16 protein-coding genes and 1 pseudogene are annotated in these 15,262 nt (G+C 62.0%); 12 read left to right on the top strand and 5 right to left on the bottom strand.

The genetic code is table 11. From position 1 onward, the window contains the following. Positions 1 to 97 precede the first annotated feature (97 nt). The 10 genes and pseudogenes from ACKTS9_RS11800 (at position 98) to ACKTS9_RS11755 (ending at position 9,059) form a co-directional block, all read left to right on the top strand. Positions 98 to 589 (top strand): SLOG family protein, encoded by a 492-nt coding sequence (locus tag ACKTS9_RS11800; protein WP_349215005.1) that lies wholly within the window; start codon positions 98 to 100, stop codon positions 587 to 589. Between the two features lie 56 nt (positions 590 to 645). Next, positions 646 to 1,884: a M23 family metallopeptidase gene (locus ACKTS9_RS11795; protein ID WP_407880971.1), complete on the top strand. Its 1,239-nt coding sequence runs from the start codon at positions 646 to 648 to the stop codon at positions 1,882 to 1,884. Between the two features lie 10 nt (positions 1,885 to 1,894). Next, positions 1,895 to 3,571 carry a M23 family metallopeptidase gene (locus ACKTS9_RS11790; RefSeq protein WP_407880969.1) on the top strand — a complete coding sequence of 559 codons (1,677 nt, stop codon included), beginning with the start codon at positions 1,895 to 1,897 and terminating at the stop codon, positions 3,569 to 3,571. A 16-nt stretch (positions 3,572 to 3,587) separates the two neighbouring features. Further along, a complete protein-coding gene (locus ACKTS9_RS11785; protein ID WP_407880967.1) occupies positions 3,588 to 4,739 on the top strand; it encodes an AI-2E family transporter in 1,152 nt (383 codons plus the stop codon). A 482-nt stretch (positions 4,740 to 5,221) separates the two neighbouring features. Next, a pseudogene (locus ACKTS9_RS11780) lies at positions 5,222 to 6,330 on the top strand (carbon starvation protein A). Positions 6,331 to 6,464: 134 nt separating this feature from the next. After that, positions 6,465 to 7,127, top strand: coding sequence for a serine O-acetyltransferase EpsC (gene epsC / locus ACKTS9_RS11775; RefSeq protein WP_349215000.1), 663 nt, complete (start codon positions 6,465 to 6,467; stop codon positions 7,125 to 7,127). Positions 7,128 to 7,210: 83 nt separating this feature from the next. Continuing rightward, the gene (locus ACKTS9_RS11770) at positions 7,211 to 7,378 is read left to right on the top strand and encodes a hypothetical protein (protein ID WP_349214999.1); all 168 of its coding nucleotides are present in this window, start codon (positions 7,211 to 7,213) and stop codon (positions 7,376 to 7,378) included. 12 nt (positions 7,379 to 7,390) lie between these two features. Continuing rightward, positions 7,391 to 8,416 carry a Gfo/Idh/MocA family protein gene (locus tag ACKTS9_RS11765; protein ID WP_349214998.1) on the top strand — a complete coding sequence of 342 codons (1,026 nt, stop codon included), beginning with the start codon at positions 7,391 to 7,393 and terminating at the stop codon, positions 8,414 to 8,416. 24 nt (positions 8,417 to 8,440) lie between these two features. Further along, positions 8,441 to 8,878: a hypothetical protein gene (locus ACKTS9_RS11760; protein ID WP_349214997.1), complete on the top strand. Its 438-nt coding sequence runs from the start codon at positions 8,441 to 8,443 to the stop codon at positions 8,876 to 8,878. Positions 8,879 to 8,894: 16 nt separating this feature from the next. Then, entirely contained in the window at positions 8,895 to 9,059 is a 165-nt protein-coding gene (locus tag ACKTS9_RS11755) for a hypothetical protein (protein ID WP_349214996.1), read from the top strand. 82 nt (positions 9,060 to 9,141) lie between these two features. Here the strand turns inward: ACKTS9_RS11755 and asnS are convergent, their stop codons facing one another. Continuing rightward, positions 9,142 to 10,527 carry an asparagine--tRNA ligase gene (gene asnS, locus ACKTS9_RS11750; RefSeq protein ID WP_349214995.1) on the bottom strand — a complete coding sequence of 462 codons (1,386 nt, stop codon included), beginning with the start codon at positions 10,525 to 10,527 and terminating at the stop codon, positions 9,142 to 9,144. A gap of 445 nt (positions 10,528 to 10,972) precedes the next feature. Here asnS and ACKTS9_RS11745 point away from each other — a divergent pair, with 445 nt between their 5' ends. Further along, positions 10,973 to 12,514: a UDP-glucose--hexose-1-phosphate uridylyltransferase gene (locus ACKTS9_RS11745; protein ID WP_349214994.1), complete on the top strand. Its 1,542-nt coding sequence runs from the start codon at positions 10,973 to 10,975 to the stop codon at positions 12,512 to 12,514. A gap of 60 nt (positions 12,515 to 12,574) precedes the next feature. Here the strand turns inward: ACKTS9_RS11745 and ACKTS9_RS11740 are convergent, their stop codons facing one another. Then, complete coding sequence (locus tag ACKTS9_RS11740) at positions 12,575 to 13,438, bottom strand: hypothetical protein (RefSeq protein WP_349214993.1); 864 nt, start codon at positions 13,436 to 13,438, stop codon at positions 12,575 to 12,577. A gap of 77 nt (positions 13,439 to 13,515) precedes the next feature. Here ACKTS9_RS11740 and ACKTS9_RS11735 point away from each other — a divergent pair, with 77 nt between their 5' ends. Beyond that, on the top strand, positions 13,516 to 13,656 hold the full coding sequence (locus ACKTS9_RS11735) for a hypothetical protein (RefSeq protein ID WP_349214992.1): 141 nt from the start codon (positions 13,516 to 13,518) through the stop codon (positions 13,654 to 13,656). Between the two features lie 23 nt (positions 13,657 to 13,679). On the opposite strand, the gene ACKTS9_RS11730 is transcribed toward ACKTS9_RS11735, so the two are convergent. The 3 genes from ACKTS9_RS11730 to ACKTS9_RS11720 form a co-directional block, all read right to left on the bottom strand. Beyond that, positions 13,680 to 13,901, bottom strand: a complete 222-nt coding sequence (locus tag ACKTS9_RS11730) for a helix-turn-helix domain-containing protein (RefSeq protein WP_349215034.1) — start codon at positions 13,899 to 13,901, stop codon at positions 13,680 to 13,682. Further along, positions 13,895 to 14,518, bottom strand: coding sequence for a DUF2975 domain-containing protein (locus ACKTS9_RS11725; RefSeq protein WP_349214991.1), 624 nt, complete (start codon positions 14,516 to 14,518; stop codon positions 13,895 to 13,897). The genes ACKTS9_RS11730 and ACKTS9_RS11725 overlap by 7 nt, the downstream gene beginning before the upstream one ends. A 124-nt stretch (positions 14,519 to 14,642) precedes the next feature. Beyond that, entirely contained in the window at positions 14,643 to 15,161 is a 519-nt protein-coding gene (locus ACKTS9_RS11720) for a stage V sporulation T C-terminal domain-containing protein (protein ID WP_407880959.1), read from the bottom strand. Positions 15,162 to 15,262: the final 101 nt, after the last annotated feature.

The following is a 15,262-nucleotide window of genomic DNA, read 5'->3' as shown; positions in this document are numbered from 1 at the left end:
GCAATAAAACATCGAAAAAAGCCGCCGGAATTCCCCTTGACGGGCCGGTCTCTTTGGCTTATCTTGAAGGGAGAAACCCTTATAATAAGGAGGTCGTATGAAAGCGCTGCAAACCTGCTGCCTCACCGGCCACCGGGATCTCCCCGCGGATACCCGGCTTCTGGAGGCCCGCCTGACCGAGGCCGTCCGCGGCCGTCTGGCCCAGGGCGTTCGCTATTTCGGCGTGGGGGGCGCCGTGGGGTTTGACACCCTGGCCGCCGAGGTCCTTCTGAACCTGCGGGACACCCTCTATCCTCAGATCCGGGTCATCGCGGTAGAGCCTTTTGACGGGTTCACCAGCCGGTGGACCGACGCGCAGCGCGCCCGGCGGCAAACGCTGCTGCCCCGGTACGACAAGCGGGTGTGCCTGCTGCCCCGGGGAAGCCGGGAAGCCTATCTGGCCCGGGACCGGTACCTGGTGGACAACTCCGCCCACTGCATCAGCTACTGCAATCGCACTTCGGGCGGCACGGCCTACACCGTGCGGTACGCGCTGCGCCGGGGGCTGTACGTGGAGAACCTGGGCAGCCTGAACGTGGCCCTTTTTTGACGAAAATGCCTTTTATATGCTATAATAACTTAATTATACAGTAAGGGGGCGGTGGGATGCGCGCACTGAAACGTACCTTGCTCTGGCTTTTGCTGGTGGCCGTTCTGGTGGGCGGCCTGGTGGGCGGCACGCTGTTCTGGCTGTACCGCAGCACCGACGAGACGGACTTTGAGCCCCCTGCCCTGACGCTGAACGGGCAGACCCTGACCCCTACCCAGTGCGAATGGCACGCGCCCGTGCTGAACGGTGTGCTGTATAAAACCTATGCACCCGCCGCTTCTCCGCGGCAGGACCTGGGCGAGATCGGGCAGGCCACCGTGCCCCTGTCTCTTCCCAAAGACGCGCTGGTGGCCCTGACGGTCACCGGGCCGGACGGCGCCACGCTGTACAGCGAGAACTCCGCCCAGCGGACGGAGCTTTCGTTCTCCCAAAACGGCACGCACATTCTGCGGGCCACGGTGGAGATCAAGCCCCGGGCGGGCAAGGGGTACGGTGTTTTTCGGTATGAAGCGGCCTTCACGGTCAATGCGCCCCCGCAGGTGCAGTTCTCTTCCACGCGGCTGGAACAGGGCGGCGTGGTGTGCGTACGGGTCAGCGGCGTGCTGGACGAAGGTGCGGCTCTGCAGCTGGAAAGCGATCTTCCCGCCACGCCCTTCGTGGACGTGCCCGGCGGAAAGGCGGCGTTTCTGGGCCTGCACTACAACCGGGAATCGGGCGACTATGCCGTGACCGTGCGCTGCGGCGATTTTGTGCAAAGCGCGGTGGTCACCGTGGTGCACCGGGATTATCCCCGCCTGTATCCGCCCGCGTCCGAGCCTGCGTCGGCCGCAGCTTTGCAGCAGTGGCGGGACGCCATCTATCCGCTGTACAGTATGTCCGCCACACCCCCGGCCTGGAGCGGCCGGTTCACGGCGCCTCTGGCGTCCGCCGTGGAAAGCGTGCCCTACGGCTCGTTTGTGTACGAGGGCGGCAGCCAAAGCCCCAGCCGCTCCAGCGGCGTGGAATACAGCTGTGCGGCCTCGTCGCCGGTGACGGCGCCGGCCGCGGGCACCGTGGTGTTTGCGGGCTCGCTGGAGCTGACGGGCAACACCGTGGTGCTGGACCACGGCGCGGGCCTGAAAACCTACTTTTTCTACCTGTCACGGCTGAGTTGTGAAAAGGGCCAGACGCTGGAGCAGGGCGCTCAGCTGGGGCTGAGCGGCGAACGCCTGTTCTTTGAGGCCCGCATCGGCAACCAGAGCATTGACCCCGCCGCTTTGTTCGACGGAAGCAGCGGTTTGTATTTTGCACAGTAAGGAGCAACCCATGGAACCTACCAATCACACACCGGAAAACCTGCCTGCGCAGCAGTCGGAGACAGCGCCGGCCGCAGACGCGCCCCAGGAGCAGGCCGCCGCACCCAAAGCGGATACCCCGGTGCTGCACAAGATCGTGACCAACCTGCAGCGGGGCGCCAATGACGGCGCCGCCCAGCCGCAGAACGGAAAAATTCCCGCCGGGGCCGTTTGGAACGCCCTGGGCCAGCTGTTTTACCGGGTGGGCCAGCAGACCGAATACGCCTTTGTGCGGGCGGGCCGCCGGTTGCGCCGCATTCTGCGGGCGCTGCGCAGCGGCGCCGTTGCGCTGACGCTGCTGTTTCTGCTGCCGGTCCTGCGCTTTTTCGGCCTGATCGTACAGGATCTGACCGAGCCCTTCCGCCGCTTTGCCCGGGGCCTGCGCAACGCCTACCGGGCCGCGCAGGAAGGCGAGGGAAGCAAAGACGGTCTGAACTATCTGAAAAGCGGCGTAAAGGCCTACCGCTATCTGGTGGGCAACGCCCTTCGTTACCTGATGCCGCTGGGCGCGGCGGCGGTGCTGGTGTTCACCGTGCATCAGGTCCTGTCCTACGACTACTCGCTGGCCGTGGAGTACAACGGCCAGATGCTGGGCTTCATTGAGAATGAAAACGTGTGGGAAAGCGCCGAAAACTACGTGCGCGAGCGCATCATCGCTTCGGATGAGAGCGCCCGGGACTGGACCGCCGAGCCCACCTTCTCCATTCGCCCCATTGACGCGGCCGCCCGGTCCACGGCCTTCCAGCTGGCGGACGACATCATCGCCAGCGCCAGCGACGAGATCCAGAACGCCACGGGCGTACACATCAACGGCGAGCTGCTGGGCGTGGCCACCGACGGCCAAGCCATTCAGGACGTGCTCAACCAGGCCCTGGCCCCTTATCAGGAGAGCCAGAACGAAAGCCACCGGGTGGAATTCGCCCAGGACGTGCAGCTGGTGCCCGGCGTGTATTTCACCTCGTCCATTGAAAGCACCGACACCCTGATCGACGCCCTGTATTCCAACCCGGATTATCTGAAGGTCAAGACCATCGACGTGGTGGAGTACGACGAGGAGATCGCCTACACCACCGAAGAGGTGGAGAGCGACGAATATTACACCGGCGTGCGGAAGGTGATCCAGGCCGGCCGGAACGGCTCCCAGCATGTGGTGGCCGAAGTGACCAGCATCGACGGGCAGGAGGTCTCCCGCGTGCCGCTGCAGGTCACGGTCACCGAGGAGATGACGCCCCGCATCGTGGCAGTGGGCACCCAGACGCCGCCCACCACCTCCATCACCGGCTCGGGCGTTCTGGTGTTCCCGGTGCCGGACTACGTGGGCATCAGCACCCGGTTCGGCCAGGGCGGCCACCGGGGCGTGGACCTGCGGGCCCCCTACGGCGCCCCCATCTACGCCTGCGACAGCGGCACCGTGGTGGAGGCCGGCTGGCATTACAGCTGGGGCAACTATGTGAAGATCGACCACGGCAACGGCATGGCCACTTTGTACGCCCACTGCTCCAGCCTGGCGGTAAGCGCCGGCCAGGGTGTGGCGCGCGGCCAGGTCATCGGCTATGTGGGTTCCACCGGTTACTCTTCGGGCAACCACTGCCATCTGGAGCTGTACATCGGCGGTTCTCTCACCGATCCCATGGCCTATATCAGCTGACGAAAGAGGTGCTTTTATGAAACTGGATAAACCCACTCTGCTGCGCCTGGCACTGGTGCTGGGCGGCTGCGTGATCTTGTACTGGGCACTGTGCAACCTGGCGCTGCTGGGCGCGGCGCTGGGCATGCTGGCCGGGGTGCTGTTCCCGCTGACGCTGGGCTTCTGCATTGCCTTTGTGCTGAATGTGCCCATGCGCTTTCTGGAACGGCACCTGTTCCTCCGCACTCAAAAGCCGGTGCTGAAGCGGCTGCGCCGGCCCCTGTGCATCCTCATCTCGCTGGTGTTCATTCTGGCTGTGCTCACCGCGGTGTTCTGGCTGGTGGTTCCGGAACTGGTCAATGCCCTTGTGGTGCTGGCCAACACCGTGCCGCCCTTCCTGGCCCAAGTCACGGCCTGGCTGCAGGACAACGCCGACCGCTTTCCCCAGCTGGAGAGCTGGCTGGCCGGGCTGGACATCGACTGGGCCAAAACCGGCCGGGACATCATCACCTACCTGACCGGCCAATTCAGCTCCCTGCTGGGCGGCACCGTGCAGGTCATTTCCGCCACGGTGGGCGGTGTGACCAATGTGGTCATCGCCTTCATTCTGGCGCTGTACATCCTGCTGGGCAAGGAAAAGCTGAAAGCCCAGTGCACGGCGGTCTGCCGTGCCTTCCTGCCCGAGCGCTTCGCCAAAGGGCTCTTGTATGTGGCGCGCCTTTCCTCCGACACTTTTGCCAGTTTTGTCACCGGCCAGTGCATTGAGGCCTGCATTCTGGGCACGCTTTGCTGGCTGGGCATGACGCTGTTCCGTTTTCCCTATGCGCCCATGATCGGCGCGCTGGTGGGCTTCTGCGCTCTGATCCCCATTGTGGGCGCGGTGATCGGCACTGTGGTGGGCGCCTTCATGATCATGATGGTGGACCCCGTTCAGGCCATTCTGTTTGTGATTTTCCTGTTGACGCTGCAGCAGATCGAAGGAAACCTGATCTATCCCCGGGTGGTGGGTTCCTCGGTGGGTCTGCCCGCCATTTGGGTGCTGGCCAGCGTCACGGTGGGCGGCAGTTTGTGGGGCATCGGCGGCATGCTGTTTGCCGTGCCGGTGTGCAGCATTCTGTACACGCTGATGCGCCGCGTCACCCAGTACCGGCTGGCGGAAAAAGAGGCCAAAAAGCACGCGGCTTCCTGACGCCGCCGGGGGTCCGGCTCTCGATCGCACAGTGTTTAACTCAGAAAGCGGAGGATACGTCCTCCGCTTTCTTTGTGTGTAAATTTCACAACGCGCATAGTGTTTAGTTGGTAAACTTATTGCATTTTGCCATTGACGAATGCCCCTCTGGCGGTATGATAATACACATCAACATCGTTAAATGCAGCGAACAGGCAGTACTGCATGGGCCCCTGCTTTCAGAGAACCGCCGGATGGTGCAAGGCGGCAGCAGACCAGGTTAGGCATCCCCTGCGAGCAGCCGCGTCCAACGGATTCTTCCCAGTAAACGCGGCCGGACGCCGCCCCGTTATCGGCGGGCGTGTTTTTTCGACACCGCAAAGGGGCCGCGCTTGCGGCAAGCGAAGTGGTACCGCGGAACCTGTATACAGGGTTTCGTCTTCACAAAGAAGGCGAAACCCTGTTTTTTTAACGGTGAAAAATCAACGAGAGAGGGAATCAATATGAACGGACTCATCATGATGTGCATCGCCATCGTCGTGCTGGGCGCCGGCTATCTGGTCTATGGCCGCTGGCTGGCGAAAACCTGGGGCATCGACCCCAACGCAAAAACACCCGCCTACGAATTCGAAGACGGCGTGGACTATGAACCGGCGGACACCAACGTGGTCTTCGGCCACCAGTTCGCCTCCATCGCAGGCGCAGGCCCCATCAACGGCCCCATCCAGGCCGCGGTGTTCGGCTGGGTACCCGTGCTTTTGTGGGTGCTCATCGGCGGCGTGTTCTTCGGCGCCGTGCAGGACTTCTCATCCATGTACGCCTCTGTGAAAAACAAGGGCCGCACCATCGGCTACATCATTGAAGAATACATCGGCAAATGGGGCAAAAAGCTGTTCCTTCTGTTCTGCTGGCTGTTCTGCATTCTGGTGGTCGCCGCTTTTGCGGACGTGGTCGCGGGCACATTCAACGGCTTTGCGGCCGACGGTTCGCAGATCGTGGCCAACGGCAACGTGGCCACCACCTCCATGCTGTTCATTGTGGAAGCCGTGGCTCTGGGCTTTTTGCTGCGCTACGGCAAGCTGCACAAATGGGTGAACACCGCCATTGCCATCCTGCTGCTGGTGGCGGGCGTGGCCGTGGGCCTGCACGCTCCGGTGTTCATCTCCCAGGGCACCTGGCACCTGGTGATCTTCGCCTACATCTTCGTGGCCAGCGTAGTGCCTGTGTGGGCGCTGCTGCAGCCCCGTGACTATCTGAACAGCTACCTGCTGGTGTTCATGATCGTGGCCGCCGTGGTGGGCGTTCTGCTGACCAATCCTTCCATCACCTGCCGGCCTTCACCTCCTTCTACGTGGAGGGTACGGGCTACATGTTCCCCATTCTTTTCGTCACCATCGCCTGCGGCGCTGTGTCCGGCTTCCACAGCCTGGTGTCCTCGGGCACTGCGTCCAAGCAGATCAAAAATGAGAAGAACATGCTTCCCGTCTCCTTCGGCGCCATGCTGATGGAGTCCATGCTGGCGGTGATCGCGCTGATCGCCGTGGGCATCATCGTGGCTGTGCAGGGCGTGAAAAAACTGCTGGCTCAGGAGCCGGCCAAAGCCGAAAACTGAGCGCACAAACTTTGAGGGGTGTTGCGGGCGCGGAAGGAAAAGCCTTCCGCGCCCGTTTTTTTGCGCTTGTGCGACGGCTTTTGGCATGGTATACTTGTATGTATCCTGATTTTGTAGACAAAGGAGTGTTGTGCATGGGCCTTTTGGCAGACGCCCGTTCCATGCGGGAGAAGGACCCGGCCGCCCGGACGCTGGCCGAGGTCATGCTGTTGTATCCGGGCTTCCATGCGCTGGTGTTCTACAGGGTGTCGCACTGGCTGTTCCGGCACCGGCGCTTTTTCCTGGCGCGGATGGTCAGTCAGTGGGGACGCGGATTCACGGGCATCGAGATCCATCCCGGCGCCACCATTGGCGACGGACTTTTCATCGACCACGGCGCGGGGGTCGTCATCGGCGAGACCGCCGAGATCGGCAACAACGTGACGCTGTACCACGGCGTGACGCTGGGCGGTACCGGCAAGGACGAGGGCAAGCGCCACCCCACCATTTGCGACAACGTGCTCATCGGCACCGGGTGCAAGGTGCTGGGCCCCATCGTCATCGGCGAAAACAGCCGCATCGGCGCCAACAGCGTGGTGCTGGCCAACATTCCGGCCAACGCCACCGCCATCGGCATTCCGGCCCGGGTGGTGCGCATCAACGGCAACAAGGTGCAGCACGAAAGTGAAGTGCTGAACCAGCGGGATTATCCCGACATTGTGCGGGCCGAGCTGGCGGCGCTGCAAAAGCGCATCACCCAGCTGGAAGAGCGCGCCCACGATTTCTCCCGCGGCGGCGGAGAGGACGATTACGAATAAACGGTTTTGCCTTTTGTGTTCCGAAGGGCAGGTTCGGCCCCGAGGCCGGGCCTGCCCTTTTTTGTTTGACGGAGGATCTGCGCATGTTTCTGTTCACCGGAGCGCTGTTTGTTTTATGCGGCCTTCTGCTGCTGGCCAAGGCGCGGCGCATGACCCAAAGCCGGGGAATTTCCGTGGTGGTGGGCCTGTGCGCCGCAGGGCTGGCGCTTTTGGGGCTTCGGTTGATTCTTTACGCATTTACCACATTTTGAGGAGGACTCCACATGGAAGAACTGCTTCGTTTCGGCATTGTGGGCTGCGGCTCCGTCGCTGCTTTCCACGCACAGGCCATTGAAAACACCTCCGGCGCGGTGCTGACCGCCTGCTGTTCCGGCAACCCTCAAAAAGCCCGCACCTTCGCCGCCGCCCATGGCGCCCGCGCTTTTGACACTCTGGAAGAGCTGCTGGCAGGCCCGGTGGACGCCGTATGCCTGTGCACCCCCAGCGGTCTGCACGCCCGGCAGGCGCTGGAAGCCATGGCCGCCGGGAAGCACGTGGTGGTGGAAAAGCCCATGAGCCTGACGCTGGAAGACGCGGACCGGGTTCTGGCCGCCGCCCGGCAGACCGGCCGCAAGGTGTGCGTGATCTCCCAGCTTCGGTTTCAGCCGGCGGTGCAGGCCGTGCGGCAGGCGCTGGACGCCGGGGCGTTCGGCCGGCTTGTGTGCGCCAATCTGTCCATGAACTATTACCGCAGCGAAGCCTATTACCAGGCCGGCGGCTGGCGGGGGACCTGGGCCATGGACGGCGGCGGCGCCCTGATGAACCAGGGCATCCACGGGGTCGATCTTCTGCGCTGGCTGATGGGCCCGGTGACCAGCATCCGGGCGTCGGTGCTCACCCGCGCCCACGCCATCGAAGTGGAGGACACGGCCGCCGCTTTGCTGGAATTTGAAAACGGTGCGGTGGGCACGCTCACCGGTTCCACCGCCTGCCATCCGGGCTATCCCCGGCGGCTGGAGATCTGCGGCACCGAAGGCAGCATCGTACTGGTGGAGGACGCTCTGGTCCGCTGGGACCTTCCCATCCCCTGCCCGGTGCCTGTGGGCGAAGGAGCCAACAGCGGCGCAGCCGACCCCAATGCCATCGGCGCGGCGGGCCATACGCTGCAAATTGCCAATTTTGTGGACGCTGTGCGCAACGGCACGCCGCTGCTGGTGGACGCGCAGCAGGGCCGTCAGGCACTGGAAGTGGTGCTGGGCGTCTATGCTTCCGGCCGGACCGGCCGGACCTGGCACCCGGAAACACCCTGACCGGATAGAAGGGAGACCGAACCCATGAAAAAGAAACGGCTGGCAGCGGGACTTTTGGTGCTTGCCGCCATCGGCCTGTTTGTTTATTTTCGGCCGCTGCCCCTGGCGGATACGCTGAACGGCAGCGATCAGCTGCTGGTTTTGCTGGAACAGACCACCATTGAGAACGGCAAGCCCCACATGGAGGTCTCTCAATACGACCGCCTTACCCCGGAACAGCAGGACCTCATTCGGGCGCTGTTTGCAGACGCCACTTACCACCGGACCCTGCACACGCCCTTTTCCGACGGCTCCACCCGGAAATTGTCGGACCGGGTGGCTTATGTGCACACCTTTGATGAAAATGCGTGGGTGGCCACGGTGTATTTTTCCGAGGCGGGCGAACTTTCCGCCAACTACCGGACGCACCGGCTGAACGACGCGTCGCAGCTGATGGAAGAGCTTGCAAAGATCTGCCAATAAAAGGATGGAAAGCAATATGAAAGCGTTTGTTTTCTGCATTGTCATGAACTTTGTGGCGGCGGTGGTGCTGATCGGCGCCGGCGGTATGGAAATGAACAACCTGGGGACCGGCATTCCCGCGGTTTTGTGTGCCGTTGCCGGCGTCTGCGGCATTCTGCAGCTTTCCAAAAAGAAACCGTAAAAAAGCAGGGAGAGGCAGCTGCCTCTCCCTGCTTTCTTGTCCTACCAAAAAGGGAGCAGTTCTGCTCCCTTTTTGTTTTCATTTAAAAGCCGCCGGCCGTGCGGGGGAAGGGGATCACGTCCCGGATGTTGGGGATGCCCGTCAAATACATGATCAGGCGCTCGAAGCCCAGGCCGAAGCCCGCGTGCTCCACGCTGCCGAACCGCCGCAGGTCCAGATACCACTCGTAGTCCTCTTTGCCCAGGCCCAGCTCCGCCATGCGTGCTTCCAGCACGTCCAGGCGCTCTTCACGCTGGCTGCCGCCGATTAGTTCGCCCACGCCCGGCACCAGCATATCCGCCGCGGCCACGGTCTTGCCGTCGTCGTTCAGCCGCATGTAGAAGGACTTGATCTCCTTGGGATAATCGGTGACGAACACCGGCTTTTTGTAGATCTGCTCGGTCAGATAGCGCTCGTGCTCGGTCTGCAGGTCGGTGCCCCAGTCCACTTTGTACTGGAACTGGTCGTTGTGGGCTTTCAAAAGTTCCACGGCCTCGGTGTAGCTGACGCGCACGAACTCGCTGTTGACCAGCGCGTTCAGGCGCTCCAGCAGGCCCTTGTCAAAGAACTGGTTGAAGAACGCCAGCTCGGCGGGGCACTGCTCCAGCACATAGGCGATGACGCTTTTGACCATGGCCTCGGCCAGGTCCATGTCGTCGGCCAGGTCCGCAAAGGCGATCTCCGGCTCAATCATCCAGAACTCCGCCGCATGACGGGGCGTGTTGGAATTCTCCGCCCGGAAGGTGGGGCCAAAGGTGTACACCTTGCCGAAAGCCGTGGCCATGGCCTCGGCTTCCAGCTGGCCGGACACGGTCAGGTTGGTGGAACGGCCGAAGAAGTCCTGGGAGAAGTCCACGGTTCCGTCCTCGGTGCGGGGCACATTGTCCAGATCCAGCGTGGTCACCCGGAACATCTCGCCTGCGCCCTCGCAGTCGGACCCGGTGATCAGCGGCGTATGGGCGTAGACAAAGCCGTTCTCCTGGAAGAACTTGTGAATGGCGTAAGCTGCCACGCTGCGCACCCGGAAGGCCGCCGCAAAGGTGTTGGTGCGGGGGCGCAGATGAGGCATGGTGCGCAAAAATTCAACCGTGTGGCGTTTTTTCTGCAAAGGATACTCGGGGCCGCAGACACCCAGCACCCGAATTTCGTCGGCGTTCACCTCAAAGGGCTGCTTGGCGCCCGGGGTCAGCACCACCCGGCCGGTCACCTGCAGGCTGGTGCCCACACCGGCCTTGGCGATCTCCCGGTAGTTGTCCAGCTTGGCCGCTTCGAACACGATCTGCAGCGGCTTGAAGCAGCCGCCGTCCGACAGTTCGATGAAGCCGATGTTCTTGGAATCGCGCACCGTTCTGGCCCAGCCGCACACGGTGACAACCGCGCCGTCCGCCGGGGTCTCGCGGTAGAGCTGGCGAATCTCCGTTCGTTTCATTGTACATCACTCCTGAAAATAAAAAATCCGACAGCCCGACCGTCCTCTTTAGGACGAATCGCTGTCAGATCCGCGGTGCCACCTAAATTACCGCCGAAGGCGGTCCCTTTTCCGCTCGAAAAAGCGTTGCAGCTTAACGCGCTGCCCACGGCGCACCTACTGGCCCGAAAGTGTTCGGCTTGCGGCTCGGGAGGGTTCTTCACGCGGGGCGCGGCGCAGGGCTTCCACCATCCCCCGCTCGCTTTGCCTGCCGGATCGCCTTACTTTTCTCCGTCGCTGCCTTTGGCTTTTATGGTACCATTCCCGCGGCCGGTTTGTCAAGTGGGGACAGATTCGCCGCATTCCACAACAAAAGTACATGGAAAGCGCGGGCTGCCGCCGATATAATGAAGATAAAGACCGATGCGAACCAAGCTTTTTGTTTTCCACAAGAGGAGGAGTTTTCATGGCAGAGACCGCGCTTCTGATCGAACGGCTGCTTCGTTTCAGCCTGCAACATTCGCTCATCACCGAACTGGACGAGTATGTGGCCCGCAACACCCTGCTGGACCTGTTCGGCCTGTCCGAGCCCTGGTCGGGGGAAGTGCCCGAGGAACATTTGGACGTACCCACGGAAATTTTGGAAGGCCTTTTGGACTGCGCCGCCGAAAAAGGCCTGTTTGACAACGAGGTGCCCGCTTTGCGCGTGAACTTTGAAGCGCGCATCATGGGTGCGGTCATGCCCCGGGAAAGCGAGGTGGCCGCCAAGTTTGACGCACTGTGGAAAACGGGCGGTTCCAAGGCCGCCACGGACTACTTCTACGATTTGTGCATCGTGTCCAACTACATCCGCACCGCACAGATCGCCAAAAATATTCAGTGGGACTATCCCTGCAAATACGGCACGCTGGAGATCACCATCAACCTGACCAAGCCGGAAAAGGACCCCAAGACCATCGCTTTGGAGCGCCTGCAGCCCGCGGCCAGCTATCCCAAGTGCATGCTGTGCCCGGAGAACATCGGCTACGCGGGCCGGGTGAACTTCCCCGCGCGCCAGAACCACCGCATCGTGCCCCTGAGCCTGTGCGGCGAGCGCTGGTACCTGCAGTACAGCCCCTATGTCTATTACAACGAGCACTGCATCGTGTTCGCGGAAAAACACGAGCCCATGCGCATTCAGCCCCGCACCTTTGCCCAGCTGTTTGATTTTGTGCGCCAGTTTCCCCATTACACCTGCGGCTCCAACGCGGACCTGCCCATTGTGGGCGGCAGCATTCTCAGCCACATGCACTTCCAGGGCGGCCGCTACACCTTCCCCATGCAGCGCGCCCAGACGCTGAACACCTATCAGCACCCGGCGTATCCGGACGTGAAGATCGAAACGCTGCGCTGGCCGGTGAGCACTGTGCGCGTCACCGGCCGTGACGTGGCCCAGATGCAGGCCTTTGCCGAGCAGTTCCTGCAGACCTGGCGCGGCTATTCCGACGCGGCGGCGGACATTCTGGCCACCACCGAGGAGAACGGCGAGAGCGTGGCCCACAACACCGTGACCCCCATTTTGCACTACGACAGCGAGGCGGGCTATGTGCTGGATCTGGTTCCCCGGAACAACCGCACCAGCGAAGAGTACCCGGCGGGCATCTTCCATCCCCATCCCGAGATCCACCACATCAAGAAAGAGAACATCGGCCTGATCGAGGTCATGGGCCTGGCCATTCTGCCCAGCCGGCTGGAGAAGCAGTCGGCCCTGGTGGCCAAGGTGCTGGCGGGCCGCATGGACGCCGCCGACGCCAAGGCCGCCGCGCCCGAGCACAGCGACTGGATCGATTTTCTGGTGGAAAAATACGGCTGCGGCACCAGCGAGGCCAAGGCGCTGGAGATCGTCAAACAGGAGATCGGCGCCAAGTTTGAGACCTGCCTGGAGCACGCGGGCGTGTTCAAGCAGACCCCGGCGGGTCAGGCCGCTTTTGACCGGTTCCTGGCAAAGCTGGGCTGTGCGAAACTTTAAGACTTCACAAACACCAAAAGGGAGGCAATGCCTCCCTTTTTCTTTTTGCAAAGCCGCCTGTCAATCGGCCTCGTCGCCGCTGAGGAAACTTTGCACCACAGCATCCGCCTGCTGGCCGGGGCGGAACAAACCGTCCTCGCCGTATTCCCCCGGCAGCGTAAAGGACCGGCACTCCGGCGACTGCTTCTCCAAAAAGCGGAAAATGCGCTCATAATCGTAGATTTTGGTGGCGGTCAGCGCGGTGGAGCACCGGCTCACAGCCGTGCGCATGGCGTCGGGCAGCACCTGGGTCAAATGCTCCATGCCCGCCTTCAGAAAGGCCAGGTATCCCTCGGCCCGCAAAAGCAGCTCCCGCTCCGGATTGGCCGCCCCCGCCTGCAGCACCTGGCTGAACAGTTCGGTGTTGAGCGCCATGCTGCCCACCCCCGGAATGCTCAGCTGCAGCTCGCCCAAGGTGGCGGCGCTCATATAATTGGCCAGGCTCATGCTGGCGTTTCCCAGCCCGGCCGTCAGCTGTGCCAGCAGATCCCCGTCACAGTACACATAATCGCTGACCGGAACCCCCAGCACCTGGTACAGAAGCTCCGCGGCCTGGGCCGGGCCCGCGCTCTGCACCGCCTGCAGCAGGCTTTGCTGGCCGCCCGTCCCGGGCACGGCCAGCTGGGCGGGCACCGCCATGGTGGCAACCCGGTTTTCCATGGCGTCAAACCGAAGCAGCACAAAGTGCTCCGGCTCTTCGGCGCCGGTCATCACCAGAAGGGTTTTGGCGTCGGTGGAAGTGGGGTGCGTGATGGGCACATCCGTGCGGATCTCCTGCACCGGGGCCGCCCGGCTGAACCCATACGCCGCCACCACCAGATAGAAGGGCAGAATCACCGCCAGCGACATCAGCAGCGAGCGCCAGAACAGTTTGGAACGCTTCATCTTCCCCCTCCTTTCCATGATGTATATAGCATGGCCCGCCGGCACATGTTATATACAAACGGAAAGGAGGACCAGCCATGAAAAAAGACCCTATGAACGCGCCGGCCGTGCGCGCCGCACGCCGTGCGCGGCCGGACCCGGCGGACCCCTTCGGCAGCTACACCGGCCGCCCCGAAGATCCCGCCGAGACGCCCGTGCAGGACGCCGACGACTTGTGACAAAGAAGGGTGCCGACCGCCAGTCAGCACCCTTCTTCTTCGTCTTCCACGTATTCCAGAATGTCGCCGGGCTGGCAGTCCAGCGCTTTGCAGATGGCATCCAGCGTGCTGAAGCGCACCGCCCGCACTTTCCCGGTTTTTAAGTACGATAAATTGACATTGGAAATGCCCACTTTGGCAGCCAGATCGTTCAGCCGCATTTTTCGGTCCGCCAGGACCCGGTCCAGTCGAATGATGATCATAATGTGTGGTCCACCTCGTCCTGCAGGCTGACCCCGTACGAGAGGATATACGCCGCCACCAGAACCGCAATGCTGGGAATGGCGTTGTTCAGCAGATTTTGCCCGGTGGAAAGGGCGATCCGGCTTTGGGAAAACAGATTGAACAGTCCGCAAAGCCCCAGCTTGAGGAACGGGACCAGCAGCGCCGTGAAAAGCTGCAGCAGACCGTAATACAGCAGGCCGGCAGCGTTTCGCTGCGAAAAAATTTCGCCCCGGTGGATATTGGCAAACACCCGGCTCAAAATCCAATAGGCCGCAACCAGCGGCACCGCGTTCACCGCGTACAATAAAACCAGAAAGACCCGCACCGCCGGGTCGATCTCGCCGTCCTGTGCCCACACGTACACCGAATCGGGGGACGTGACGGTCAGGCTGCGGGAAGCCGGTTCGTGGTTTTCCTCTGCGTAAATGGCGCGCTCGTATACGCCTTCGCCCGTGTGCAATTCAAAGGTCTGGCGCCCCAGGGCGCTCAAAAGCAGCCCCAACAGGAAAAAGCCGATCACAAAATAACAAATCACACGCAAAAACTGCGCCGCCGCGCGGGCCACAGGCTCCCGCATCCATGCTGACAGCTGCTTCATCTTCCTCACCTCACTTTCATTGTAATCGACTGCTCTTCTTTTTTCAACACAAATTTAATGAAAAACATTAAATTTTTAATCCAATAGCAGAACATGGCGGCGCCGTAACGGTGCCGCCCTGTGTTTACTCTTCCAGCCTGCGCCCCAGAAAGAACGCCGCCACACGCGCCAGCATAGCCGCGCATTCCTGGTTGGCCGCTTCGCCCTGCCGGATCGCCACGCTGCCGATCAAATCGCCGCTGCTCAGAATGGGAGTCATGAGCCCGGCCCCCACCCCGGCGCACACGTCGAACAAGGTTCCGTCCTGTGCGTACAGCCGGCGCGCCTCCATGCGGCTGCTGTACTCCGGCGCCAGCGCCTGCCCTGCGGCCGGGCGCAAACTGCCCGCAGCAGCCACCACCTTGTCCCGGTCCGTGACCAGCGCCGAAACACCGGCGTTTTTGTACAGCGCTTCCACCAGATGTTCCGCCTCGCCGGCCAGTTCGCCCACGGGGCTGTATTTTTTGAAAATCACTTCACCGGTGCTGGAAACAAAAATTTCCAGCGGGTCTCCCACGCGGATCATCTGTGTGCGGCGAATCTCCTTGGGGATCACCACGCGCCCCAGATCATCGATGCGGCGCACAATTCCAGTTGCCTTCATCTTTCTATGCCTCCCTCAATGCGTTGCTTGTAGTATTTGTTGAAATGCGCCCGCCTATACAAAATGGCACAAAAAAAGCGGTCCCCGAAGGGACCGCCTGA

It is taken from the genome of Owariibacterium komagatae, from assembly GCF_045865535.1.
Taxonomy (GTDB): Bacteria; Bacillota; Clostridia; order Oscillospirales; family Ruminococcaceae; genus Ruthenibacterium; species Ruthenibacterium komagatae.
The sequence above is the reverse complement of the archived record's forward strand: the minus strand, read 5'-3'. Positions and strand labels throughout refer to the sequence as shown.

Excerpts from the sequence above, each read along its gene's own strand:
- ACKTS9_RS11800 (WP_349215005.1), top strand. The coding sequence starts at position 98 with ATGAAAGCGCTGCAAACCTGCTGCCTCACCGGCCACCGGGATCTCCCC.
- ACKTS9_RS11795 (WP_407880971.1), top strand. The coding sequence starts at position 646 with ATGCGCGCACTGAAACGTACCTTGCTCTGGCTTTTGCTGGTGGCCGTT.
- ACKTS9_RS11790 (WP_407880969.1), top strand. The coding sequence starts at position 1,895 with ATGGAACCTACCAATCACACACCGGAAAACCTGCCTGCGCAGCAGTCG.
- ACKTS9_RS11785 (WP_407880967.1), top strand. The coding sequence starts at position 3,588 with ATGAAACTGGATAAACCCACTCTGCTGCGCCTGGCACTGGTGCTGGGC.
- epsC (WP_349215000.1), top strand. The coding sequence starts at position 6,465 with ATGGGCCTTTTGGCAGACGCCCGTTCCATGCGGGAGAAGGACCCGGCC.
- ACKTS9_RS11770 (WP_349214999.1), top strand. The coding sequence starts at position 7,211 with ATGTTTCTGTTCACCGGAGCGCTGTTTGTTTTATGCGGCCTTCTGCTG.
- ACKTS9_RS11765 (WP_349214998.1), top strand. The coding sequence starts at position 7,391 with ATGGAAGAACTGCTTCGTTTCGGCATTGTGGGCTGCGGCTCCGTCGCT.
- ACKTS9_RS11760 (WP_349214997.1), top strand. The coding sequence starts at position 8,441 with ATGAAAAAGAAACGGCTGGCAGCGGGACTTTTGGTGCTTGCCGCCATC.
- ACKTS9_RS11755 (WP_349214996.1), top strand. The coding sequence starts at position 8,895 with ATGAAAGCGTTTGTTTTCTGCATTGTCATGAACTTTGTGGCGGCGGTG.
- asnS (WP_349214995.1), bottom strand. The coding sequence starts at position 10,527 with ATGAAACGAACGGAGATTCGCCAGCTCTACCGCGAGACCCCGGCGGAC.
- ACKTS9_RS11745 (WP_349214994.1), top strand. The coding sequence starts at position 10,973 with ATGGCAGAGACCGCGCTTCTGATCGAACGGCTGCTTCGTTTCAGCCTG.
- ACKTS9_RS11740 (WP_349214993.1), bottom strand. The coding sequence starts at position 13,438 with ATGAAGCGTTCCAAACTGTTCTGGCGCTCGCTGCTGATGTCGCTGGCG.
- ACKTS9_RS11735 (WP_349214992.1), top strand. The coding sequence starts at position 13,516 with ATGAAAAAAGACCCTATGAACGCGCCGGCCGTGCGCGCCGCACGCCGT.
- ACKTS9_RS11725 (WP_349214991.1), bottom strand. The coding sequence starts at position 14,518 with ATGAAGCAGCTGTCAGCATGGATGCGGGAGCCTGTGGCCCGCGCGGCG.
- ACKTS9_RS11720 (WP_407880959.1), bottom strand. The coding sequence starts at position 15,161 with ATGAAGGCAACTGGAATTGTGCGCCGCATCGATGATCTGGGGCGCGTG.